Below are 23,184 nucleotides of genomic sequence, written 5' to 3'. Positions count from 1 at the left end.
CGCCGGACAGCGCCGTCGCGGCTGATCGCCGTTGCGGCGGAGAGTGGTGAAGCGGCGGAGTTCAGTTCCGGGAGATGTGCGGCGGATCAAGAAGACGGGGAGTCCGCGCGGCGCGTGGATGCGGGAGCGCTCGGCACCGCCGGGCAGCGCCGCCTCGGCTGATCGCCGTTGCGGCGGAGAGTGGTGAAGCGGCGGAGTTCAGTTCCGGAAGATGTGCGGCGGATCAGGAAACGAACCGCCGCCCCGCCCGGGCAGTGACCGGGCGGGGCGGCGGGGGGTACGAGGAGAGGGGCAGCGAGGACTTGCCCCTTCTCCCCGAGTCGGGGGGCTGGTCAGCCCATCTCCTCCAGGGACTTGCCCTTCGTCTCCTTGACGTACTTGAGGACGAACGGGATGGAGAGGGCCGCGAAGACCGTGTAGATCACGTAGGTCCCGGAGAGGTTCCAGTCGGCCAGCGACGGGAAGCTCGCGGTGATGGCCCAGTTGGCGATCCACTGCGCGGCGGCGGCCACGCCCAGGGCGGCGGCGCGGATCCTGTTCGGGAACATCTCGCCGAGCATGACCCAGACGACCACACCCCAGGACAGGGCGAAGAAGAGGACGAAGATGTGGGCGGCGATCAGCGCGGTCCAGCCCTGCGCGGACGGGAGCTTGCCGTCGACCAGGTGGTAGGAGAAGGCCCAGGCCTCCAGGGCGAGGCCGACGACCATGCCGACCGAACCGATGAGGGCCAGCGGCTTGCGGCCGATGCGGTCCACGAAGATCATCGCGATCACGGTGCCGATGATGTTGATGATCGACGTCGTGAAGGAGTAGAAGAACGAGTCCGTCGGGTCGACGCCCACCGACTGCCAGAGCGTGGAGGAGTAGTAGAACGCGACGTTGATGCCGACGAACTGCTGGAAGACCGAGAGACCGATGCCGACCCAGACGATCGGCTTGAAGAAGAAGGAGCCGCCGAGCAGGTCCTTGAACGTGGACTTGTGCTCGCTCCTCATCGCGTGCTCGATCTCGGCGACGCGGGCGTCCAGGTCGGCGCTGTTGCCCTCGACCTCTTCGAGGATCGCGCGGGCGCGGTCACGCTTGCCGACGGAGAGCAGGAAGCGCGGGGACTCGGGGATCGCGAGGGAGAGCAGGCCGTACAGGACGGCCGGGACCACCATGACGCCGAGCATGACCTGCCAGGCCTCCAGGCCCATCAGCTTGCCGCGCTGGTCGCCGCCGGCGGCGTTCAGCAGACCCCAGTTGACCAGCTGCGAGATGGCGATGCCGATGACGATCGCGGCCTGCTGGAAGGAGCCGAGGCGGCCGCGGTAGGCGGGCGGCGCGACCTCGGCGATGTAGGCGGGGCCGATGACGGAGGCCATGCCGATGGCGAAGCCGCCGATGATCCGCCAGAGGGCGAAGTCCCACAGGGCGAAGGGCAGCGCCGAGCCGACGGCGCTGATGGTGAACAGCACGGCCGCGATCTGCATGCACCGGATGCGGCCGATGCGGTCGGCTATGCGGCCGGCGGTCGCGGCGCCGATGGCGCAGCCGATCAGGGCGATGGCGATGACCTGGGCGAGGGCCGCGGACCCGATGTCGTAACGGCTCCGGATCGCCTCGACGGCGCCGTTGATGACGGAGCTGTCGTAGCCGAAGAGGAAACCACCCATGGCGGCCGCCGCCGCGATGAAGATGACATGCCCGAGGTGATCGGGGTGAGCCGTCCCGGCTCCTGACTGGGGTGCCTGCGCAGTGCTGGTCACAAAAAACTCCTCGGGCCACCGGCAACGCTGCCGGGGGTGGGGGGTGAGCCCTCTCAAGGTCTAAGTGGCGCACATCCGCACACCGCTCACACCTGAAGGTAAAAGCAACGTTGCAGAGACTATGCCTTCAAGTTTCGAAGTCAATAGGCGGACAGGTGTGAAGTTGCAGTCACCACGCAACGAAGATGTGTTCACTTCTTGAAGAACGGGCGAAGGTGACGCGCCTCAAAGGGGCGCGGGGCTGTGTTGATCTGCGGCTCCGCCGCGGGGCGCGACCAGCCACGACGCACCCGCACCCGAAGAAGTCGGCCAGGACCCAGCGTCAGCGAAGCCGCTGGCTGATGACCTTCGACACACCGTCGCCCTGCATGGACACGCCGTACAGCGCGTCGGCGACCTCCATCGTCCGCTTCTGGTGCGTGATCACGATGAGCTGGGACGACTCCTGGAGCTCCTGCATGATGCGGATCAGCCGCTGCAGGTTGGTGTCGTCCAGGGCCGCCTCGACCTCGTCCATGACGTAGAACGGGCTGGGACGAGCCTTGAAGATCGACACCAGCATCGCGACGGCGGTCAGCGAGCGTTCGCCGCCCGACAGCAGGGAGAGCCGCTTGACCTTCTTGCCCGGCGGGCGGGCCTCGACGTCCACGCCCGTGGTGAGCATGTTGTCCGGGTCGGTCAGGATCAGCCGGCCCTCGCCGCCCGGGAAGAGGCGGCTGAAGACGCCCTCGAACTCCCTCGCCGTGTCCCGGTAGGCCTCCGTGAAGACCTGCTCGACGCGCTCGTCGACCTCCTTCACGACCTGAAGCAGGTCGGCGCGGGTCTTCTTCAGGTCCTCCAGCTGCTCGCTGAGGAACTTGTGCCGCTCCTCGAGGGCCGCGAACTCCTCCAGGGCGAGCGGGTTGACCTTGCCGAGCTGCTGGTAGGCCCGCTCGGCCGCCTTGAGCCGGCGCTCCTGCTCGGCCCGGTGGAAGGACTTCGGCTGGTTGCGCGGGTGCTCGGGGTCGTCCGGCAGCACCTCGCCCTCGGCGGGTGGCGAGGGCGGCACGAGCTGGTGCGGGCCGTACTCCTCGACGAGCCCCGCCGGTTCGACCCCGAGCTCCTCCAGCGCCTTGGCCTCCAGCTGCTCGATCCGCATCCGTTTCTCGGCGCCGAGTACCTCGCCCCGGTGAACCGAGTCCGTGAGTTTGTCGAGCTCCGCCTTGAGGTCGCGGCCGGTGGTGCGGGCGGCGGTCAGCTCCTGCTCGCGGCGGGCCTTCGCGGCTTCGGCGGCGGCACGTTCCTGCTCTGCCTTGCCGACCGAGACCTCGACGTGCGCGAGCAGCTGGCGGGCACCGGCGGCGACGGCCTCCGCGACCGCCGCCTCGTGGCGCAGCCGGGCCCGGCGCTGTTCCGCACGCGCGCGAGCGTCGCGTTCCGCGCGGGCGGCGCGGTCGAGGGAGTCGGCGCGGCCGGCGAGCCCCTTGACCCGCTCCTCGTGGGTACGGACCTGGAGGCGGGCCTCCATCTCGGTCTGGCGGGCGTTGGCGCCGTCGGCGGCGAGCCGGTCCCGGGCGGAGGTGTCGGGCTCCTCCTCGACGGGCATCTCCTCGGCCACGGCGAGCCGCTCGGCCAGGATCTCGACCTCTTCCAGGGCCTTGTCGAGGGAGTCCTGGGCACGGGTGGCGGCGGCCGTGGAACGTTCCGCCTCGCCTGCCGCGCCGCGGGCCTGTCCGGCGAGGCGGCCGAGCTGCTGGGCGACGGCCGACTTCTCGCGGTCGGCGGCGCGGCGCCGCTCGCCCAGTTCCTCGACGAGTGCCGCGGACTCCTTGCGGAGTGCTTGGGCCGACTCCTGGGCTTCCGACAGCTCCTCGCAGCGGACGGCGAGCTCTTCCAGCTCGGCGGCGGCCTCGTCCACGGAGGCCTGCACTTCGAGGAGGCTGGGTGCGCCGGCGGAGCCGCCGTGGGCGAAGTGGGCGCCGAGGAGGTCGCCTTCGGCGGTGACGGCGGTGAGGTGGGGGTGGCGGTAGACGAGGTCCTCGGCGGCTTCGAGGTTCTCCACGACGACGATGTCCTCGAGCAGCCGTCGTACGGCGGGCATCAGGTCGGCGGGGCCGCGGACGAGGTCGGCGGCGAAGTTCCCTGACGGGGGGGCCGTGGCGGGTCGTCGGTCGGGTGCGGGTGGGTGGGGGCTGGTCGCGCCGTTCCCCGCGCCCCTATGGGGCGCTGCCCCGGAAGCGGCGTTTTCGGCTGCGGGTGCGTCGTGGCTGGTCGCGCCGTTCCCCGCGTCCCTTTGGGGCGCTCCAGACCGTGGTGTCTCCGGGGCGCCCGCCAGCAGCAGTGCTGCTCTGCCGCCGTCCTGTTTGCGGAGCAATCGGATCGCGTCGGCCGCCGAGGACGGGGTCGTCACGGCGATCGCGTCCGCCGCCGTGCCGAAGGCTGCTGCCAGGGCGACCTCGTGGCCCGGGGTCACGGTGAGCAGTTCTGCCGCCGGGCCCAGGACGCCGGTGAGGCGGTCCCGGGCGCCGAGCAGTATTCCCGTGCCGTCCTTGCGGCGCAGGCCCAGCGCCAGCGCCTCGTGGCGAGCCTGGGTCGCGGCGCGGCTGCGCTCCGCCGCCGTGACCGCCTCGCGGGCCGCGGTCAGGGCGGCCTCCGCCTCGGCGAGCCGGTGCTTGGCCTCGTCGTGCTGTGCGGCCAGTTCCTCGTCGCCGGCGTCGAGGCCGTCCACCTCGGCCTTCAGCGCCTCGTACTCCTCCTGCGCCGAGACCGCCCGCTCCTGAGCCTCGTCGCGGGCGGCGGCCAGCCGGTCGATCTCGGCCTGGGCGGACGCGGCGCGCGAGCGGGCGGCACCCACCTGGCCGTTCAGCCGGGCCAGGCTCTCGCGGCGGTCGGCGATGGAGCGGGCCACGTCCTTCAGGCGCCGCTCTTCGAGGGCGAGCTCGCGCTCCAGCTCGGCGCGGTGGGCGACGGTGTCGTCCAGGGCGTGCTGGGCCGCCTCCAGGGAGGCTTCGAGTTCGGCCTCCTGCTCACGGATGCGGTGGGCCTCGCGCTCCATGTCCTCGGGGTCGCGGCCACGCCGTTCCTCGGGAGGCGTGGAGGTGGCGCTCTTCACCCGGGCGTCGGCCAGCGAGATGGTGCCGCGGACGCGTTCGGCCAGCTGGGACAGCTCGTACCAGGTCTGCTGGGCCCGCTGCAGGCGCGGGGTGAGCTGCCGTACCTCGTCCTCCAGGAGCGCCTCCCGCTGGAGGGCCTTCTTCAGCTCCTGCTCGGCGGCTTCCTTGCGTTCCTTGAGGGCGGCCTCGTCGGCGACCTCGGTCTGGAGTGCCTGGCGGAGTCGTACGAGGTCGTCGGCGAGCAGGCGCAGGCGCGCGTCGCGCAGGTCCGCCTGGATGACGGCGGCCCGGCGGGCGACGGCGGCCTGGCGGCCCAGGGGCTTGAGCTGGCGGCGGAGTTCGTCGGTCAGGTCCTGCACGCGCGCGAGGTTGGCCTGCATCGCGTCCAGCTTGCGCAGCGCCTTCTCCTTGCGCTTGCGGTGCTTGAGGACGCCGGCCGCCTCCTCGATGAAGGCGCGGCGGCCCATCGGGTCCGCGTGCAGGACGGAGTCGAGCTGGCCCTGGCCGACGATGACGTGCATCTCGCGGCCGATGCCGGAGTCGGAGAGGAGTTCCTGGATGTCCAGGAGGCGGCAGGTGTCGCCGTTGATCTGGTACTCGCTGCCGCCGTTGCGGAACATGATCCGCGTGATGGTGACCTCGGCGTACTCGATGGGCAGCGCGCCGTCGGAGTTGTCGATGGTCAGGGACACCTCGGCGCGGCCCAGCGGGGGGCGGCCGGTGGTGCCGGCGAAGATGACGTCCTCCATCTTGCCGCCGCGCAGCGACTTGGCGCTGTGCTCGCCCATGACCCAGGTGAGCGCGTCCACCACATTGGACTTGCCCGAGCCGTTCGGACCGACGACGCACGTGATCCCCGGCTCGAACCGGAGCGTGGTCGCCGAGGCGAACGACTTGAACCCGCGGAGGGTCAGGGCCTTGAGGTGCACGGCGTCGGACTCTACCCGGCGCCGCTACCGCACTCCACGACCCCTCGCAACCTCGCGGTTTCGCGCATGAACATGCAGGGCACACCAGACGTTAAAGAAGGTGAAAGGATGCGCGGGGCTGGAAGGGCCGGGCTCGGGGGCAGGTCGGGGGTATCGGGGGCATGGCAGGCAAGAAAGAAGGGACGCCGGAGCGTCCCTTGCAAATCTTGACAACTTAAGCGGTTGAAAGGGCTGCCCAACCGCCGCATGTGCTGTTGTGGAGCGATGCAGCGATCAGGTGAGCGCAGGCTCCGCCTGGTGTGCGTCGATGCTCTCCATGATCCTGTCGGGAGAAGCGGCAGCCGTCAGCGCGTCGTTCTCGGCCTGAATCCGTACGAGCTCGGATTCGAGGTCCTGGACACGCTGCTGGAGCCGTCGCATCTCGGCGAGGAGTCGCGGGTCGGAGCCGCCGACGTAACCGAGAAGCGCCTTTGCCATGATGGATGGTCCTCCACACTGAGTGACCGACCGAAGCGGTGTGGGTCGTGAGGGATTCGCACCCGCGGTGCTTGACACATCCGAGTGTTGCTCGACTGTTGCGCCATGCCAAACAGCTAAGGTGCGCGGGGCTTTCAGCGTCTCACCAAAAAGTTTGACGGTCAACACGATCACGCCCCGTATTGGCGGGCGAACCCGGGATCACACGGCCCTGGCCGGGCAGCGCTGCGACTCCTGCGGGGCCCTCAGGGCGTGGCGATCATCTGTAAGTGCGGAGCCTGCCACGACGCGCGGTTCTTGGCAACCACCAGGCCATTTCCGCTCGGGGCACATGCCAGTGGCAGATCGCTCCGCTTCCGCCTGCGCGGCTTTACAGAGAGCACTCAGCGGATGGCGAAGCCGTCGTAGCCGCCCCGGGGTGTGTCCCAGATCTCGGTGACACCCTCCACCCGCCCGGGCGTGTCATCGCCCTGGAGCCAGTCGAGCAGTCCTTCGCAGCCCGCCCGGGAGCCCTCCGCGACCACCTGGACGCGACCGTCGCCCAAATTGAGAGCAAAACCACTCAGGCCCCCGATCTCCAGCGCCTTGGCCCGCGTGAACCAGCGGAATCCCACACCCTGTACGCGTCCACGGACCCAGGCGACCAGTCGCGCATCCTCGCTCATGGCTGCAACCTAACCGGCCAATGTCACTCGGGACACCTCCTCCCTCAGCGGTATGGGGTACCGTCCCCACCCAATGAATCTCATATGAAACTCACTCGATCGAGTGAGCCTGGTTGACCAGAAGGAGTCACTGGCCACACCGGCCCCTGGTCGACCCCGACCGCGAGGACGAGGGAAGAGGGCAAGGACATGGGACGCCACCGACGCCACGCCGCCGGCCGCGCCGCCACGGGCCGCGCCACGGGGGTCACGGAGCACGACGGCTCGCACACGGGCGGCCACGACCCGCAGGACTCGTACGCGGGCCTCCGCTACGGCACCGGCACGGCGGCCTACCTGCGCCAGGAGGAGTACGCCGACACCAACGCGCGCAGCTCGGCCTACCTGTTCGCGACCGAGGACGACTACGCCCGCTTCATGAACACCGCCGAGTTCCCGGCCGAGGAGTTCGCCCCGGCCGGCGGCTCCCCCTCGGGCGGCGGGCACCGGCGCCGGAAGAAGTCGGGGCGGCCCGTGGCCACCGGCCTGCTCGGGGTCTCCGCCGCGGTCGCCATCGGCACGGTCGCGGTGGCCACCGGTGTGGTGCCGGGCCTGGAGAACTACAAGCTCGGCGGCAACAGCAGCACGACCGGCGGCGAGCGGGTGCAGGCCGACGGCACGCCCAGCAACACGGCCGCCGAGCAGGGCGGCACCTCCGGCAGCGCCGAGAGCCGCGGCACCGGGTCCTCGACCAGCCGGGACACCCAGCGGTCCACCTCGCCGACCCCGACGGCGCCCGCCTCGAAGTCCGCCTCCGCGTCGGCCTCCGCCTCCTCGTCGCCCACCCCGACCAAGACGGCGACCGAGAAGCCGACGGACACCGCCACGCCGTCCAAGAAGGCGACGGCCACCCCGAGCAGGACGGCCACCAAGGCACCGGTGAAGACCGCCGCGCCGATCACCACCTCCCAGGAGGCGGTCGTCGAGGCCGAGGTGCTGAAGCTGGTGAACGAGGAGCGGGCGAAGGTCGGCTGCAGCGCGCTGTCCGCGAACTCCTCGCTGACCAAGCTGGCCGAGGCGTTCAGCGACGACATGGCCGCGCGGGACTTCTTCGACCACACCGACCCGGACGGCAAGACGCCGTGGGACCGGGCCGCGGCGGCCGGCATATCCAACCTCGGCGGCGAGAACATAGCCCGCGGCCAGGCCACCGCCCAGGCCGTCATGGACGCCTGGATGAACAGCGAGGGCCACCGCGCCAACATCCTGAACTGCGACTTCAAGACCCTCGGGGTCGGGGTGCACTTCGGCGAGGGCGGGCCGTGGTGGACGCAGGACTTCGGGTACTAGTCGACAGGGCCACACTAACCAGCAGTTAGCGCACCCTGTCGGTTAGCGCTGTGCTCCCGTACGCTTGACGCATGACCATCACCCAGGACGGCGTCATGGAGCCGCAGCCTCCGTACGACGTCTTCGCCCGGGCCTGTCCCTCGCGCACCACCCTCGAGCACGTGATGGGCCGCTGGGGCGGGCTCACCCTGAGCGCGCTGCACGAGGGGTCGTTCCGGTTCAACGAACTGCGCCGCCGGGTGGACGGCGTCAGCGAGAAGATGCTCTCCCAGACCCTCCAGGCCCTGGAGCGCGACGGCCTGGTGCACCGCGAGGCGCAGCCGACCAACCCGCCGCGCGTCGACTACGAACTCACCCCGCTCGGCCGCGGGGTCGCCGAGCACCTGCTGGCCGTCGTCCACTTCGTGGAGGGCCGGATGGGCGAGGTACTGGCCGCCCGCGAGCGTTACGACGACTCGCGCGGCGCCCGCTGACACTTCGGGCAGAAGTAGCTGGACCGGTTCATCCAGGGCCGCCTGCGCATCGGCGTGCCGCACCTGCGGCAGGGCAGCCCCTCCCTGCCGTAGGCGTCCAGTGAGCGGTCGAAGTACCCCGACTCACCGTTGACGTTGACGTACAGGCTGTCGAAGCTGGTGCCGCCGACGGCCAGCGCCGCGTTCATCACGTCCCGTACGTGGCCGAGGAGTTCGGCGGTGCGCGGGCGAGTGAAGCCGGAGGTCGGCCGCTCGTAGTGGAGTCGGGCGCGCCAAAGCGCCTCGTCCGCATAGATGTTGCCGACTCCGCTGATCAGCGACTGGTCGAGCAGCGCCCGCTTGATGGTGGACCGCTTCCGGCGCAGCGCCCGGTGGAAGGCCTCGTCGTCGAACAGCGGGTCGAGGGGGTCGCGGGCGATGTGCGCGATGACGTCCGGCAGTCCGTCGGGGGTGTTGTCGTGCAACGACAGCCCGCCGAAGGTGCGTTGGTCCACGAAGCGGAGTTCGGTGTCAACCTCGTCGGCGAATCGGACGCGGATTCTGAGGTGCTTCTCGTCCGGGGCGTCGTGCGGCTGCACCAGCAGCTGGCCGCTCATGCCCAGGTGGGCGAGGACCGACTGGCCGGTGTCCTCCAGTGGCAGCCACAGGTACTTGCCGCGCCGGCTCGGGGTGCCGAAGCGGTGGCCCTTGAGCCGGTGCGTGAAGTCGTCGGCGCCGGCGAGGTGCCGTCGTACGGCACGCGGGTGCAGGACCTCGGCCTCGGCGACGACGCGATGGGCGACCCACCGCTCCAGGCCGCGCCGTACGACCTCCACCTCGGGCAATTCAGGCATCGGGACTCCCGGGAAGGACCGTGGACGATCCGAGCGCCCGCCTCCGTGGAAAGGTGGCGGGCGCTCGGGCTGCGCTGTTCGTCAGGCGGAGGCGGCGGACGACGGCGGGCCGTCGTCCTCTTCAGCCTCGGCCTCGGCCGCCTGTTCGGCTGCCTTGGCCTTGGCACGCTCGTCCGCCGCGGCGCGGATGGCGCGCCAGGCGGACTCGGCGGCCTGCTGCTCCGCCTCCTTCTTGCTGCGGCCGGTGCCGGTGCCGTACGAGACGCCTCCGACGCGGGCGGCAGCAGTGAAGGTCTTCTCGTGGTCGGGGCCGGTCTCCGTGACCAGGTACTCGGGCACGCCGAGGCCCTCCGTCGCGGTGAGCTCCTGGAGACTGGTCTTCCAGTCCAGGCCGGCTCCGAGGTTCGAGGACTTCTCGATCAGCGGGTCGAAGAGCCGGTGCACCAGCTCGGACGCCGAATCGAGGCCCTGGTCGAGATAGACCGCGCCGATCACCGCTTCCAGGGTGTCGGCGAGGATGGACGCCTTGTCCCGGCCGCCCGTGCCCTCTTCACCGCGGCCGAGCCGGATGAAGGAGCCCAGGTCGAGACCGCGGCCCACCTCCGCGAGCGCACGCGAGTTCACCACCGCTGCCCGGAGCTTGGCCAGCTGGCCCTCGGGCAGGTCGGGGTGGGTGTTGTACAGCGTGTCCGTGACGACGAGACCGAGGACGGAGTCACCGAGGAACTCCAGCCGCTCGTTCGTCGGCAGGCCGCCGTTCTCGTACGCGTAGGAACGGTGGGTCAGCGCACGCACCAGAAGGGCGGACTCGAGCTTGTAGCCGAGCCGCCCTTCCAGAAGCGTGTGGGACGAGGCCGTGCTGTCCGCCTTCTTCTTGGCGGTTGGGTCCGCCTTGGGCTCATCGCCCTTCTTGGGACTGGACACAGTGCCTCTCACCTGGCCGCTCAGACTTCGAGGACCTGGCGCTTGTTGTAGGTGCCGCAAGACGGGCACGCGATGTGCTGCAGCTTGGGCTCGTGGCAGCGCTCGCACGCAACCAGGGTGGGGACCGCAGCCTTCCACTGCGACCGGCGGTGGCGCGTGTTGCTGCGCGACATCTTCCGCTTCGGAACAGCCACGGCTACTTCTCCTGCTTCTCGTCGACGCCCGCTTCCGCGTCAGCGCCGGACATCTCGTCCTTCTCGCCGTCCTTCATGGAACCGGCGAGTCCCTGCAAAGCCGCCCAACGGATGTCGACGGCGTCATGGTGGTGGTCCGGGTCGTCCGTGAGCCGGGCTCCGCATTCGGAACACAGGCCCAGGCAGTCGTCCTGGCACACCGGCTGCATCGGCAGTGCGAGCACCACCGCATCACGCAGCACTGGCTCGAGGTCGAACAGGCCGTCCTCGATGAAGAACCTGTCCTCGTCGTCCTCGGCGTCGTCGCCCGGTTCCGCGATCACGCGGCCCCGGTCGTCGGCGTCAGGGTACGAGAACAGTTCCTGGAAGTCCGCTTCGAGCTCCTGCTCGACCGGCTCCAGACACCTTACGCACTCCCCCTCGGCCTGTGCACGGGCGGTGCCGGTGACGAGCACACCTTCCATGACCGACTCGAGCCGGAGTTCGAGCTCCACCGGGGCGCCCTGCGGCACTCCGATGACCCCCTTGATCCCGAAGTCCTCGGGAGCGTCGATCGTGCGGGTCAGGCGCTGCAGGGCACCAGGACGCCGTCCCAGCTCGTGTGTGTCGAACACGAACGGGTTGCGGTGGTCGAGGCGCGTGTGAGGAGCCATTCCTGCTTTCGATCTTCGAGCTCAGAGGGACGCCGTCCTGAGATGCCTCCGGGCAGCGTGGATCGCGGGCGTAGACGCGACCGAAGAGCCAGGATACTGGACCTTTCGCTGTCGGCCCAATCCGCCTGTCTTCCGGCCGCCTTCCGCCGGGTTTCCGGCCGGGTTTCCAGCCGGTTTCCTACAGGCCCCGGCCCTGTTCGTACGCCCGCAGCTGCTCCGGCGTGATCATGCCGGTGTCGAAGAGGCTGGTCTCGTCGAGGGCGTACGACTGGTGCGGCTGGTGCTGGGCCGCCGGCTGCTGCTGGGGGTCGTAGACGGGCTGCTGGCCGGTGTCGTAGCCCTGGTAGGCGGCGGCGTACGGATCGGCCTGCTGGTAGCCGTAGGGGTCCTGCTGGTAGCCGTACGCGTCCTGCTGGGCGTAGACGGGCTGCTGCTGGGGGTAGCCGTACGGATCCTGCGCGACCGGCTGCTGCATGGGCTGCTGGTCGTACTGCGGCTGCTGCTGGGGCTGGGGCTGCTCGGCCGGGGCTGCCTGCGCCTGCGCCTGCGCCGCCTGGGCGTCCTGGTCGGCGAGGGCCGCGAGGTCGGCGAGGTAGTCGGCGTCGCTGGAGTGCTGGAAGGTCGTGTCGTCGTCGGCGAGGGCGCCGAGGGCGTCGGAGGCGATCCGGCCGTGCAGCTTGGCGCGGCCCTTGCCGACCGCCTCCAGGGTCTTGGCGAGGACCGCCTCGAAGGCGCCGAGCTTGACGTCGACGTAGGCGTCGGCGTCCCGGCGCAGGGTCTCGGGGTCGTGGCTGCGCTCGGGGGCGTCCTCGTCCTCGTAGCCCTGCTCGTCGAGTCCGGGGCCGGTGCCGAGCAGCTTCTCGCGGCCGCGGCCGACCGAGCCGAGGGTCTTGGTGAGGACGACCTCGAAGTTCGCGAGCTTGGAGTCGACGTAGTCGTCGGCGTCGGCGCGGACCTCCTCGGCCTCCTGGCGGGCCTCGGCGAGGATCCGGTCGGCCTCGGCCTGGGAACGGCGGGCCACCTCGGTGTCGGAGATCAGCGAGCCGCGCTCGGCGTGCGCGGTCTCGATGATCCGCTCGGCCTCCATGCGGGCCTGCTCGACCATCTGGTCCCGGCCGCCGATCAGCTCCTCGGCCTGCGCGAGCGAGCCGGGCAGCGCCTGGCGCAGTTCTTCGAGCATCGCGAGCAGCTCGGCGCGGTTGACCACGCACGACGCCGACATGGGCATGGACCGGGCGCCGGTGACCGAGGTCACGATCTCGTCGAGCTTCTTCTGCACGTCCACCTGTGCTCGCCACTCTCTACAGCTGGGTTGGAGACGGACGGGACGACTGTAGCCCCATCAGTCCCTGCCGAGACGCTTGTTGAGGGCCTCCAGAACGGCCGGCGGAACCAGGTGGGCGATGTCGCCGCCCCACTGGGCCACCTCCTTGACCAGCGAGGAGGAGAGGAAACTGTAGGTCGGGTTGGTCGGTACGAACAGCGTCTCGACACCCGACAGACCGTTGTTCATCTGGGCCATCTGCAGCTCGTAGTCGAAGTCGCTGACGGCCCGCAGGCCCTTGACGATGGCCGGGATGTCACGCTGCTTGCAGAAGTCGACGAGGAGGCCGTGGAAGGCCTCGACCCGGACGTTTCCGTAGTCGGAGGTGACGGTGCGGATCAGGTCGATCCGCTCGTCGATCTCGAACAGGCCCTTCTTGGACTTGTTGATCATCACCGCGACGTAGACCTCGTCGTAGAGACGGGACGCACGGGCAATGATGTCGAGGTGTCCGTTGGTGATCGGGTCGAACGACCCGGGACAGACGGCGCGGCGCACTTGAGATCCCTCGCTCTCCGGTCCGGTCATCGTGCGTCTTCGCACGTAGAGGCGGCGCGACCGTACCAAAACGTTCCCTCGCCGTAGCGACGGGACCGGAGGCCTTCGAAGCCGGTCGGCCAGTTGAAGACGCCACCTCTGGTGCTGCGCTCCACGGTGACGAGAGCGTCCGGCGCGAGCCAGCCCTCCGAGCGGAGTGTGAGGAGAATCTCCCGAAGATCGTCGTCCGTGACGGCGTACGGGGGGTCCAGGAAGGCGATGTCGTACGGCGGTGTGGGCGCCGGTGACTGGATGACCTGCTCGGCCTTGCCCGCTCTTACCTCGGCGCCGGGGAGCCCCAGATTCTTCACGTTTTCACGTACGACGCGGGCGGCTCTGGGGTCGGCCTCGACGAGGAGGGTGTGGCCGGCGCCCCGGGAGAGGGCCTCCAGGCCCACGGCCCCGGATCCCGCGTAGAGGTCGAGGACGCGTTCGCCGTCCAGGGGGCCGCCCAGGAGGGACTGCCAGGTGGAGAAGAGGCCTTCGCGTGCGCGGTCGGAGGTGGGGCGGGTTCCGGTGCCGGGCGGCACGGAGAGGCGCCGTCCGCCTGCCTGGCCGGCGATCACGCGGGTCATGGGAGGGTCCTTCTTCGAGGGCGGCTTACGGGTTCAGTTTGGCAGGCCTACTGGGGTGGGTGCCTGGTCCGGGACGGCGGCTGCGGGTCCGATGCGGTTGCTCGCGCAGTTCCCCGCGCCCCTTTCGGGGCGCGGCGGCTCAGCCCTTTTCCAGGTACTGCTCTCTCTCCTCGTCCAAGAGGGCGTCCAGGGCCGTTCGCAGACCCGGGAGGTCGGTCAGCTCCGGGTCTTCGGCCACCAGCGCCGTCGCCTCCTCCCTCGCCTCCGCGATGATCTCCTCGTCCTCGATCACGGCGAGGACGCGGAGGCTGGAGCGGGCGCCCGACTGGGCCTGGCCCAGGACGTCGCCCTCTCTGCGTTGTTCGAGGTCGATGCGGGAGAGCTCGAAGCCGTCCAGGGTGGAGGCGACCGCCGTGAGGCGCTGGCGGGCGGCGCTCGCCTCCGGCATCTCCGTGACCAGGAGGCAGAGGCCGGGGGCGGAGCCCCGGCCCACCCGGCCGCGCAGCTGGTGGAGCTGGGAGACGCCGAAGCGGTCGGCGTCCATGATCACCATGGCGGTGGCGTTGGGGACGTTGACGCCGACCTCGATGACCGTCGTGGCCACCAGGACGTCCGTGTCGCCCGCGGCGAAGCGGCGCATGACCGCGTCCTTGTCGTCGGGGTGCATGCGGCCGTGCAGGACCTCGACCCGGAGCCCGTTCAGCGGGCCCTTGGCGAGGTGGTCGGCCACGTCCAGGACGGCGAGCGGGGGGCGCTTCTCCGCCTCGTCCTCGGCGGACTTCTTCGCCTTCTTGGGGTCGGCCGCCTCATCGATGTCGTCGCCGATGCGGGGGCAGACGACGTAGGCCTGGTGGCCGTTCCCGACCTCCTCTCTGACCCGTTCCCAGGCGCGGGCCAGGAAGTGGGGCTTGTCGGCGGCGGGGACGAGGTGGGTGGCGATCGGGGAGCGGCCGGCCGGGAGCTGGTCCAGGACCGAGGTCTCCAGGTCACCGAAGACCGTCATGGCGACCGTGCGGGGAATGGGGGTGGCGGTCATGACGAGGAGGTGGGGCGGTTGCTTGCCCTTGCCCCGGAGGGCGTCCCGCTGTTCGACGCCGAAGCGGTGCTGTTCGTCGACCACCACCAGGCCGAGGTCGTGGAACTGGACCTTGTCCTCGATCAGCGCGTGCGTGCCGATCACGATCCCCGCGTCGCCCGTGACCAGGTCGAGCATCGCCTGGCGGCGGGCCGCCGTGCCCATCGAGCCGGTGAGGAGGACGACCTTGGTGGCGTGGTCCGCGCCGCCGAGCATGCCGCCCTCGGCCAGCTCGCCCATCATCTCGGTGATCGAGCGGTGGTGCTGCTGGGCCAGCACCTCGGTGGGGGCGAGCATGACCGCCTGGCCGCCCGCGTCGACCACGGCGAGCATGGCGCGGAGGGCGACCAGCGTCTTGCCCGAACCGACCTCGCCCTGGAGGAGGCGGTGCATGGGGTGTTCCGTCGCCAGGTCGTCGAAGATCTCCTTCGAGACCTTCTGCTGGCCGTCCGTGAGGGTGAACGGGAGGCGGTCGTCGAAGGCCGTCAGGAGGCCGTCGGGGGCCGGTCTGCGGGCCACCGCGGGGAGCAGGGCGTCCGCGTGGCGGCGGCGGGCCAGGGCGACCTGGAGGACGAAGGCCTCGTCCCACTTGAGGCGGTCGCGGGCCGCGGCGATGTCCGCCTTGGTGTGCGGGCGGTGGATCTTGAGGAGGGCTTCGGGGAGGGAGACCAGACCGCGGCCTTCACGGAGGGGCGGGGGGAGCGGGTCCAGGGCCTCCTGGGCGCTGGGGAGGACGATCTGGACCGCCTTGCCGATCTTCCAGGACTCCAGCTTCGCGGTGGCCGGGTAGAGGGGGATCAGGGTTCCTGCCCAGGTCTCCACCGATTCGGCCGGGTCGTCGCCGCGCAGCAACTCGTAGGCCGGGTGGGCCAGTTGCAGGCGGCGGTTGAAGACCGAGACCTTGCCGGCGAACATCGCGCGGGTGCCCGGCAGGAGTTCCTTGTGGGGTTTGTGCACGCCGTTGCCGAAGAAGACCAGTTGGAGCCGGCCGCTGCCGTCGGTGATCGTGACCTCCAGGCGCTGGCCCTTGCCGCGGGGCGCCTTGGCGGAGGCGAACGTGTGCAGGCGGGCGTCGGCGACCATGGCGACCACCGTCACGTGCTCGTCCATGGGCAGGTCGGCGAGGTGGGTGAGCTGGCCGCGCTCCTCGTATCTGCGGGGGTAGTGGTGCAGGAGGTCGCCGACGGTGTGCAGGCCGAGATGCTCGGCCATCACCTTTGCGGTGGCTGGGCCGAGCACTTTCTTCAGCGGTTCTTCCAGTGCGGGCACGAGATCCATTGCACACCACACCACTGACAATGCCGTATATGTCTCGGGAAACCCCTGGTCAGACGGCCGTTTTGAGTCATAGGATGGCGCGCTCCGGCCATCCTTCCGCGGTCACCACCCCACCAGGGACCGCCCGACCCCGCGCCGACCACGTCTTCCCCCCTCCGGCGCAGCGACGATGGACTCCCAGACCTCACAGTCATCCCAGGCATCACAGTCACCTCATACGTTCCAGGTCGACCTGCGTGGTTTGGTGGACCTGCTCTCCCATCACCTGTACTCCAGCCCCAAGGTCTACCTGCGCGAACTGCTGCAGAACGCCGTGGACGCGATCACCGCGAGACGGGCCGAACAGCCCGACGCCCCGGCGCGGGTGCGGCTGTACGCCGACGGCAGCGCCCTTCGGGTGGAGGACAGCGGCGTCGGGCTCACCGAGTCCGACGTGCACAGCCTGCTCGCGACCATCGGGCGCAGTTCCAAACGGGGGGACGGGCTGCAGGAGGCCCGTTCCGACTTCCTGGGCCAGTTCGGCATCGGGCTGCTGGCCTGTTTCGTGGTCGCCGAGCGGATCCGGGTGGTCAGCCGCAGCGCCCGCACGCCGGACGCGCCGCCCGTGGAGTGGACGGCGCGCGACGACGGGTCGTACACCGTAAGGACGTTGGCGCCCGAGGCCCGCCCCGAGCCCGGTACCACCGTGCATCTGGTGGCGCGGGCGGGTGCGGCCGAGTGGCTGGACGAGCGGCGGGTGCTCGCGCTGGCGCGGGACTTCGGTTCGCTGCTGCCGTACGACGTGCGGGTGGGCGACGAGGCGGTCACCGACCTGCCGGCGCCCTGGGACCGGCCGTACCCCTCCCCCAGCACCCGGCGGGTGGCGCTGGCCCGGCACTGTCACGAGCTGTTCGGGTTCACGCCGTTGGACTCGATCGCGCTGGACGTGCCGCTGGCCGGGATCCGGGGGGTGGCGTACGTGCTGCCGTCGGCGGTGAGTCCGGCGCAGCGGGCCACGCATCGTGTGCACCTCAAGGGCATGCTGCTCACCGAGCGGGCCGAACAGCTGCTGCCGGACTGGGCGTTCTTCGTGCGCTGCGTCCTGGACACGGACAGTCTGCGGCCGACCGCCTCGCGCGAGTCGCTGTACGAGGACGAGACGCTGGCCGCCGTACGGGAGGCGCTCGGCGAAAGGATTCGGTCCTGGCTGACCGGTCTTGCGGCCGGTGATCCGGAACGCCTGGCCGCGTTCCTGTCCGTGCATCACCTCGGGGTGAAGTCGCTGGCCCGGCACGACCCGGAGATGCTGCGGACCATGCTGCCGTGGCTCCCCTTCGAGACCACCGACGGGCAGCTGTCCCTGGAGGAGTTCGCGCAGCGGCACCCGGTGGTGCACTTCACGCGGACGGTCGAGGAGTACCGGCAGGTCGCGCCGATCGCCTCCGCGCAGGGCGTCGGGGTGATCAACGGCGGTTACACGTACGACAGCGAGCTGGTCGAGGCGCTGCCGTCGGTGCGGCCCGGGACGGTGGTCGCGGAGCTGGACGCGGACACCGTGACCGCGCATCTCGATGCCGTGGACCCGGCGGAGGAGCTGGCGGTGGCGGGGTTCCTGGGGGTGGCGCGGGCGAAGCTGGACCCACTGCAATGTGACATTGTACTGAGGGCCTTCCATCCCCTCTCGGTCCCCGCCCTCCACCTCGACGACCGCGCCGCCCGCCACGAACAGGCCCGTGCGGAGGCCGAGGAGCAGGCCGACGACCTGTGGGCGGGCATCCTGGGTTCGCTGCGCGGCAGCGCGCCCCGCGCCCGTCTGGTGCTCAACCACCTCAACCCGCTGATCCGGCGGATCAGTGCCCTCAAGGACCCGGAGCTGATCGGCACCGCGACCGAGTCGCTCTACGGTCAGGCGCTGCTGATGGCCCAGCGCCCGCTGCGGCCGGCCGACTCGGCGCTGCTCAACCGCTCGTTCATCGGCCTCCTGGAATGGGCCACGCATGGGGAAGACGATCGCTGATGGAGATTGCTGACTTCGACTCGCTGCGCCGGGCGATGGCGGAGAACTCCGAGGAGCCGGAGGGTCCCGCCCGCAACGCGCGCGCGGAGCAGCTGCTGGCGGAGGCCGAGAAGCTGAACATCCCGCTCGCCGTGATCGAGGCGCTCGGGCACCAGCTGAAGGTCTACAACTACAGCTCCGAGAAGGACAAGATGTTCGTCCCGTTCGCGCGGCTGCTGCGGATGTGGGACGAGCGGCCCGAGGACTTCGACGAGTACGAGGCGCATTCGCTGCACTGGGTCTTCAAGTGGATGTCGGCAGGCATGCTCGACCAGCCGCACATCCCGCTCGCCTCGATCGAGAAGTGGCTGGGCGAGATGGAGCACCGCTACCGGCTGGCCGGGCACTCCGAGCGGGCGGTGCGCAGCGCCGAGTTCAGTGTCGCCGGGCACATCGGTGACCTCCCGCGCGCGGAGCGGGCGTATGAGGCCTGGCTGGCGGCGGACCGGGACCGGATGGCCGACTGTCACGCGTGCGAGCTGCACGGGCAGGGCGGCTGGCACCTGAGGAACGGCCGGGACGCGGAGGCCCTGGAGGTGTGGGGGCCGGTGCTGGACGGCGAGTACAGCTGCGCCCACGAGCCGCACACGGTGCTGGCTTCCTCATTGGTGCCGCTGCTGCGCCTCGGCCGCGTCGAGGAGGCCCGCGCGCACCATCTGCGCGGTTTCCGTCTCGTCCGCCCGATGGAGAGCATGCGGGGCGCCTACGCGGACCACGTCGAGTTCTGCGCGCTGACGGGCAACGAGGCGCGCGGTCTGGAGCTGCTGGCGGAACGTCCCGCCTACTTCACGGACACCGGGCAGCCGCGCAGCCGGATGGACTTCCTGGCGGTGGTGGCGCTGCTGATGGACCGGCTGACCGGGCTGGGGCTCGGCGGGCAGCGGGTGCCGGGGCCCGCCGGGCGGGCGTGGACCGCCGGGGAACTCGCCGGGCACGCGCGCGCGGAGGCCCTGGAGCTGGCCGCGCGGTTCGACGCCCGCAACGGCACCTCCTACGTCGGTGACCAGCTGCGCGAGCGGATGGCGCAGCAACCGCTGGCGGACCGGCTGCCGCTGGGCGTGCGGGCGGCCCGGACGGCGCCCGCCGGCCCCGTCGTGCCGGTCGCCCCGGCGCACGCGCCGGAGCAGTCGGAACAGCCGTCGCTGCCCGCGCTCCTGGCCGAGGCCCGGCGGCTGTCGGACACGCTCCAGCCGCACGCGCTGGAGGCCTGGGCGGCGGTGGCGGAGGCCGCCGAGGAGACCGAGGTGGACACGTATGTCCGCGCGGAGATCGCCGACCACACGGCGATGGGGCGCGGCCCCGAGGGGGTCGAGCTGTTCGAGCGGGCGGCGGAGCTGTACGCGGAGGCGGGCGACGAGGGCGAGGCGATCGCGGCACGCGCGCGTGCCGCGTACGTGCGCGCGCTGTCCGGGGAGCTGGCCGAGGCGCTGGCCGCGATCGACGAACCGTACGACCGGATCCTCGCCCTGTATGCGGACGACTCGACCGGGGTGCGGCAGACGGCGTCCGTGCTGATGAGCCGGGCCCGGATCCTGATGCGGCAGGTGCACGAGCGGTCCGAGGGCGCCGCGGAGGCCGAGCAGGCGGTACGGGAGCTGCTGGCGCTGGTCGGCGGGCGCGGCGGGTCCGACGTGCGGCTGGTGTCCCGGGCGGCCGAGGGGCGGGCGATGCTCGCCGAACTGGCCGAGCACGCCGGGGACGGGGAGCGGGCGGGTGAGCTGTTCCGGCAGGCGTCGGCGCAGTTCGTCGGCGCGGAGCTGCCGTGGTTCGCGGTCGAGTACGAGGTGCGGGTGGCCGCGCTCGCCCACGAGCAGGGCGACCCGGCGGAGGCGGAGCGGGCGCTGCGCGCGGCGCTGGAGCACGGCGGGCCGTACGTGGAGCCGGTCGGGCGGGCGCAGTTGCATCTCCAGCTCGCGGAGGTGGTCGGCGGCCGCGGGGCGGCCGAGGAGGCCGCCGAGCATGCCCTGGAGGCCGCGCACTGGGCCGACGAGGCCGGGGAGAGCGGCACGCTGGGCGCGTGGGCCCGGCACCAGCTGGGCGGCTTCCTGCTGCGGCAGGGGCGGTTCGCGGAGGCCGCCGAGGTGCTGGAGTCGGCGCTGGCCGACCTGAGCGCCGAGACGCACGGCGACGGCGCGGTCGTCCAGACCCAGTGGTGGCTCGGGGACTGTCTGAGCGAGCTGGGCGAGCATCACGCGGCGGCCGAACGGCGGCTGCAGGCGGCCGAGATCGCCCGGCACTGGCCCGAGCAGCACGACCACGCCACCCTGGCCCACCTGGCCGCGGAGTCACTGGGCAACGCGGGGCTGCCCGCCGAGGCGGACCAGGCGTACACGCGGGCGGGCGAGTTGTGGCGGGAGATGGGCAATGTGCACTTCCTGGTGCGTTCGCTGCGGGCCCGCGCGTGGCTGGCGCTGCGGACGGAGGCGGGGACGGAGGGCGCGCGGAAGCTGATGGCGGACGCGGTCCGGGAGTGCGAGTCGGCGCTGGAGGGCGTCGCGGACCCGGCGGCGGCGGAGCGGCTCGCCGGTGAACTCGGGCACACCCACCGGCAGTTCGGTGACCTGCTGGCCCGTTCCGTGCCGGAGGACGCCGACGATCCGGCGATCCAGGAGGCGTTCGAGGCGGCGCTCGCGGAGATGGCGGCGGCGATCTCGGTGTTCGCCACGCTCGGCGAGGACGGGCTGCACGGCCGTACCGCCGCGGAGCTGGCCGCCGGCTGGCTGGAGGCCGACCTCAGCCGTCCGGCCGCGGCGACCGCACGCGCGCGTGCGGTGCTGGACGCCTACGAGGGCGCCGACCCGGCCGACGAGACGGTCCGGGCCCGGCGGGCGGAGGCCCGGCAGCTGCTGGAGCCCACGGAGGAGTGAAGGTGGGCGGGAGCGGGGCTCACTCGACGCCGATGAGGAGCGGAGCCCCCTGCCGGCCGCCCCGGTAGACCACCGTGTCGACGGCGAGGTACGCCTCGCGCACGCGTGCCTCCAGGCGGTCGGCGACGCCGTCGGGGGCCTCGTCGCCGAGGACGAGGGTGACCAGCTCGCCGCCGGCCTGGAGCATGCGGTCCAGGACGGTCTCGGCGGTGGCGGTGACGTCCGAGCCGATCACCGCCACGTCGCCGTCTATCAGGCCCAGCACGTCCCCGGCCTGGCAGATGCCGGCCATGGTCCAGGACTGCCGCTCGGCGACCACGACCTCGGCGTAGCGGGTGGCGCCGGCCGCCGAGGTCATCTGGACGACGTCCTCGTCGAAGCGGCGGTCCGGCTGGTGCACCGCGAGCGCGGAGATGCCCTGGACCGCCGAGCGGGTCGGGATGAGGGCGACCCGGATGCCCTCCGCGCGGGCCTGCTCGGCCGCGGCGGCGGCCGTGTGCCGCAGGTCGGCGTCGTTGGGCAGCAGCACCACCTCGCGCGCGTGGGCGCGTCGTACGGCGTCCACCAGCTCCCCGCTGGCGGGCGGCTCCCCGGGGCGGGCGAGCACGGTGGTCGCGCCGGACTCGGTGTACAGCCCGGCCAGCCCCTCCCCCGGCACGACGGCCACGACCGCCCGCTGGACCCGCTCGCGCTGCGGCCGCTCCCCGCCGGTGTGCACGTCCCCGGCGCCGAAGTGCGTGATCCGGATCCGGTAAGGGCGTCCGGCCTCCACGCCCGCCTCGACCGCGGCGCCGGCGTCGTCGACATGCACATGGACGTTCCACAGGCCGTCGCCGCCGACCACCACCAGGGAGTCGCCGAGGGCGTCGAGCCGGGCTCGCAGCCGGTCCACGGCGGCGTCCTCGGCCTCCAGGAGGTAGATGACCTCGAAGGCGGGTCCGCCGCCCGGCTCGGCGCAGCTCGCGGCCCGGGCGTCGGAGACGGCGTCCACGCGCGCGTGCCCGGCCGGGCCCTCCACGTGCGCGTGCAGGTCGAAAGCGGTGGGCGTCTCCCCCGTGAACGCCTCGACGAGCGCCCCGAGCACCGCGACCAGACCCCGCCCGCCGGCGTCCACCACCCCGGCCCGCTCCAGTGCGGCGAGTTGTCCCGGAGTCGCCGCGAGCGCCTTGCACGCACCCTCGTAGGCGGCCCGCGCGACCGCCCCGCAGTCGCCCTCCACCGCGTCTGCGGCGTCCGCCGCGGCCGCCGCGACCGACAGCACCGTGCCCTCCACCGGGTGGGCGACGGCCTGGCGGGCGGCGTCGGCGGCGTGCCGCAGGGCGAGCCGCAGCCCGTCGGCGTCGATGTGAGTCGCGTCACCCTCGGCGAGGATGTGAGCCATGCCGCGCAGCAGCTGGGACAGGATCGTGCCGGAGTTGCCGCGCGCGCCTATGAGGGCGCCGTGCGCCATCGCGCGGACGGCGTCCGCCAGGGTCGGCACCTCCTCGCCCAGCTCGTAACCCGCGAAGACGGCCTCCACGGCCCCCGCGGCCGACTCCACCGTCATGTAGAGGTTCGTACCGGTGTCGCCGTCGGCCACCGGGTAGACGTTGATCGCGTCGATCTCCTCGCGCGACCGCCCGAGCGCACCGAGCGCCAGTCCGCACCAGGTGCGTACCGCGAGAGCATCGAAGAATGTCTGCGGCACCTGCGCCACCTGCGCCTCCCTGAGCCGGCCGAACGTGGACGCAGCGTAGACCCCGGAGGGGTGTCCGCCGGAAGAGGGCCGGGGGCGGGCCCTGAGCTGCCATGCTAGTTTCGTCTAACGGACGCAGCCGTTGTATGCTGCTCCGGTTGCCCGATCTGATCGGGCCATTCCCCTGGCAACGCCACTCAAGATCTTCGATCCGAAGGCTCTCGATCCCGGCACGCCGGGATTCAACCGTAAGTGCATCTGAAGTCTTTGGAGTGACCCGTGGCTGCCAACTGCGACGTCTGCGGCAAGGGGCCGGGCTTCGGCAACAACATCTCGCACTCGCACCGCCGTACGTCCCGCCGCTGGAACCCGAACATCCAGCGTGTGCGTACCGTGGTCGGCGGGACGCCGAAGCGCGTGAACGCCTGCACCTCGTGCATCAAGGCCGGCAAGGTCTCGCGCTGACGCACTGTCGCTGAGCGCGCGGCCAACGCTGGT

18 protein-coding genes are annotated in these 23,184 nt (G+C 71.4%); 5 read left to right on the top strand and 13 right to left on the bottom strand.

Annotation, left to right across the window (positions count from 1 at the left end; genetic code table 11):
* Positions 1-332: 332 nt before the first annotated feature.
* From ACFWPQ_RS17045 to ACFWPQ_RS17030, 4 genes are all read right to left on the bottom strand, one after another.
* Positions 333-1,751: a sugar porter family MFS transporter gene (locus ACFWPQ_RS17045; protein ID WP_384034594.1), complete on the bottom strand. Its 1,419-nt coding sequence runs from the start codon at positions 1,749-1,751 to the stop codon at positions 333-335.
* 322 nt (positions 1,752-2,073) lie between these two features.
* Positions 2,074-5,772 (bottom strand): AAA family ATPase, encoded by a 3,699-nt coding sequence (locus ACFWPQ_RS17040; RefSeq protein ID WP_384034591.1) that lies wholly within the window; start codon positions 5,770-5,772, stop codon positions 2,074-2,076.
* Positions 5,773-6,045: 273 nt separating this feature from the next.
* Positions 6,046-6,249: a hypothetical protein gene (locus ACFWPQ_RS17035; RefSeq protein ID WP_361289655.1), complete on the bottom strand. Its 204-nt coding sequence runs from the start codon at positions 6,247-6,249 to the stop codon at positions 6,046-6,048.
* Positions 6,250-6,632: 383 nt separating this feature from the next.
* Positions 6,633-6,914: an acylphosphatase gene (locus ACFWPQ_RS17030; protein ID WP_384034588.1), complete on the bottom strand. Its 282-nt coding sequence runs from the start codon at positions 6,912-6,914 to the stop codon at positions 6,633-6,635.
* A 189-nt stretch (positions 6,915-7,103) separates the two neighbouring features.
* Between ACFWPQ_RS17030 and ACFWPQ_RS17025 the strand changes: the two genes are divergently transcribed.
* Both ACFWPQ_RS17025 and ACFWPQ_RS17020 read left to right on the top strand, forming a co-directional pair.
* Positions 7,104-8,243, top strand: a complete 1,140-nt coding sequence (locus tag ACFWPQ_RS17025) for a CAP domain-containing protein (protein ID WP_384034585.1) — start codon at positions 7,104-7,106, stop codon at positions 8,241-8,243.
* A gap of 71 nt (positions 8,244-8,314) precedes the next feature.
* Entirely contained in the window at positions 8,315-8,716 is a 402-nt protein-coding gene (locus ACFWPQ_RS17020; RefSeq protein WP_384034582.1) for a winged helix-turn-helix transcriptional regulator, read from the top strand.
* On the opposite strand, the gene mutM is transcribed toward ACFWPQ_RS17020, so the two are convergent.
* From mutM to recG, 8 genes are all read right to left on the bottom strand, one after another.
* Positions 8,689-9,549, bottom strand: a complete 861-nt coding sequence (gene mutM / locus ACFWPQ_RS17015) for a bifunctional DNA-formamidopyrimidine glycosylase/DNA-(apurinic or apyrimidinic site) lyase (protein WP_384034580.1) — start codon at positions 9,547-9,549, stop codon at positions 8,689-8,691. The two genes, ACFWPQ_RS17020 and mutM, sit on opposite strands and share 28 nt — an antisense overlap.
* A gap of 81 nt (positions 9,550-9,630) precedes the next feature.
* On the bottom strand, positions 9,631-10,485 hold the full coding sequence (gene rnc, locus ACFWPQ_RS17010; RefSeq protein ID WP_384034577.1) for a ribonuclease III: 855 nt from the start codon (positions 10,483-10,485) through the stop codon (positions 9,631-9,633).
* Positions 10,486-10,493: 8 nt separating this feature from the next.
* Positions 10,494-10,667, bottom strand: coding sequence for a 50S ribosomal protein L32 (gene rpmF, locus ACFWPQ_RS17005; RefSeq protein ID WP_007493396.1), 174 nt, complete (start codon positions 10,665-10,667; stop codon positions 10,494-10,496).
* Between the two features lie 2 nt (positions 10,668-10,669).
* Positions 10,670-11,320, bottom strand: coding sequence for a YceD family protein (locus tag ACFWPQ_RS17000; RefSeq protein ID WP_384034574.1), 651 nt, complete (start codon positions 11,318-11,320; stop codon positions 10,670-10,672).
* Positions 11,321-11,498: 178 nt separating this feature from the next.
* Positions 11,499-12,605 carry an ATP synthase F0 subunit B gene (locus ACFWPQ_RS16995; protein WP_384034571.1) on the bottom strand — a complete coding sequence of 369 codons (1,107 nt, stop codon included), beginning with the start codon at positions 12,603-12,605 and terminating at the stop codon, positions 11,499-11,501.
* A 57-nt stretch (positions 12,606-12,662) separates the two neighbouring features.
* Positions 12,663-13,142: a pantetheine-phosphate adenylyltransferase gene (gene coaD, locus ACFWPQ_RS16990; RefSeq protein ID WP_383704326.1), complete on the bottom strand. Its 480-nt coding sequence runs from the start codon at positions 13,140-13,142 to the stop codon at positions 12,663-12,665.
* A 26-nt stretch (positions 13,143-13,168) separates the two neighbouring features.
* Positions 13,169-13,756, bottom strand: a complete 588-nt coding sequence (rsmD, locus tag ACFWPQ_RS16985; protein ID WP_384034568.1) for a 16S rRNA (guanine(966)-N(2))-methyltransferase RsmD — start codon at positions 13,754-13,756, stop codon at positions 13,169-13,171.
* A gap of 139 nt (positions 13,757-13,895) precedes the next feature.
* Positions 13,896-16,109: an ATP-dependent DNA helicase RecG gene (recG, locus tag ACFWPQ_RS16980; protein WP_384034565.1), complete on the bottom strand. Its 2,214-nt coding sequence runs from the start codon at positions 16,107-16,109 to the stop codon at positions 13,896-13,898.
* A 169-nt stretch (positions 16,110-16,278) separates the two neighbouring features.
* On the opposite strand from recG, the gene ACFWPQ_RS16975 reads away from it, so the two are divergent.
* Positions 16,279-18,105 carry an HSP90 family protein gene (locus ACFWPQ_RS16975; RefSeq protein ID WP_384034562.1) on the top strand — a complete coding sequence of 609 codons (1,827 nt, stop codon included), beginning with the start codon at positions 16,279-16,281 and terminating at the stop codon, positions 18,103-18,105.
* The gene (locus ACFWPQ_RS16970) at positions 18,102-21,011 is read left to right on the top strand and encodes a tetratricopeptide repeat protein (protein ID WP_384034946.1); all 2,910 of its coding nucleotides are present in this window, start codon (positions 18,102-18,104) and stop codon (positions 21,009-21,011) included. The genes ACFWPQ_RS16975 and ACFWPQ_RS16970 overlap by 4 nt, the downstream gene beginning before the upstream one ends.
* Before the next feature lie 19 nt (positions 21,012-21,030).
* Here the strand turns inward: ACFWPQ_RS16970 and ACFWPQ_RS16965 are convergent, their stop codons facing one another.
* A complete protein-coding gene (locus tag ACFWPQ_RS16965) occupies positions 21,031-22,707 on the bottom strand; it encodes a DAK2 domain-containing protein (RefSeq protein ID WP_384034559.1) in 1,677 nt (558 codons plus the stop codon).
* Positions 22,708-22,965: 258 nt separating this feature from the next.
* On the opposite strand from ACFWPQ_RS16965, the gene rpmB reads away from it, so the two are divergent.
* Positions 22,966-23,151 carry a 50S ribosomal protein L28 gene (gene rpmB / locus ACFWPQ_RS16960; RefSeq protein WP_003993230.1) on the top strand — a complete coding sequence of 62 codons (186 nt, stop codon included), beginning with the start codon at positions 22,966-22,968 and terminating at the stop codon, positions 23,149-23,151.
* The last annotated feature ends 33 nt before the right edge of the window (positions 23,152-23,184 follow it).

The sequence above is a fragment of the Streptomyces sp. NPDC058464 genome (assembly GCF_042721035.1).
Classification (GTDB): Bacteria; Actinomycetota; Actinomycetes; order Streptomycetales; family Streptomycetaceae; genus Streptomyces.
The sequence above is the reverse complement of the archived record's forward strand: the minus strand, read 5'-3'. Positions and strand labels throughout refer to the sequence as shown.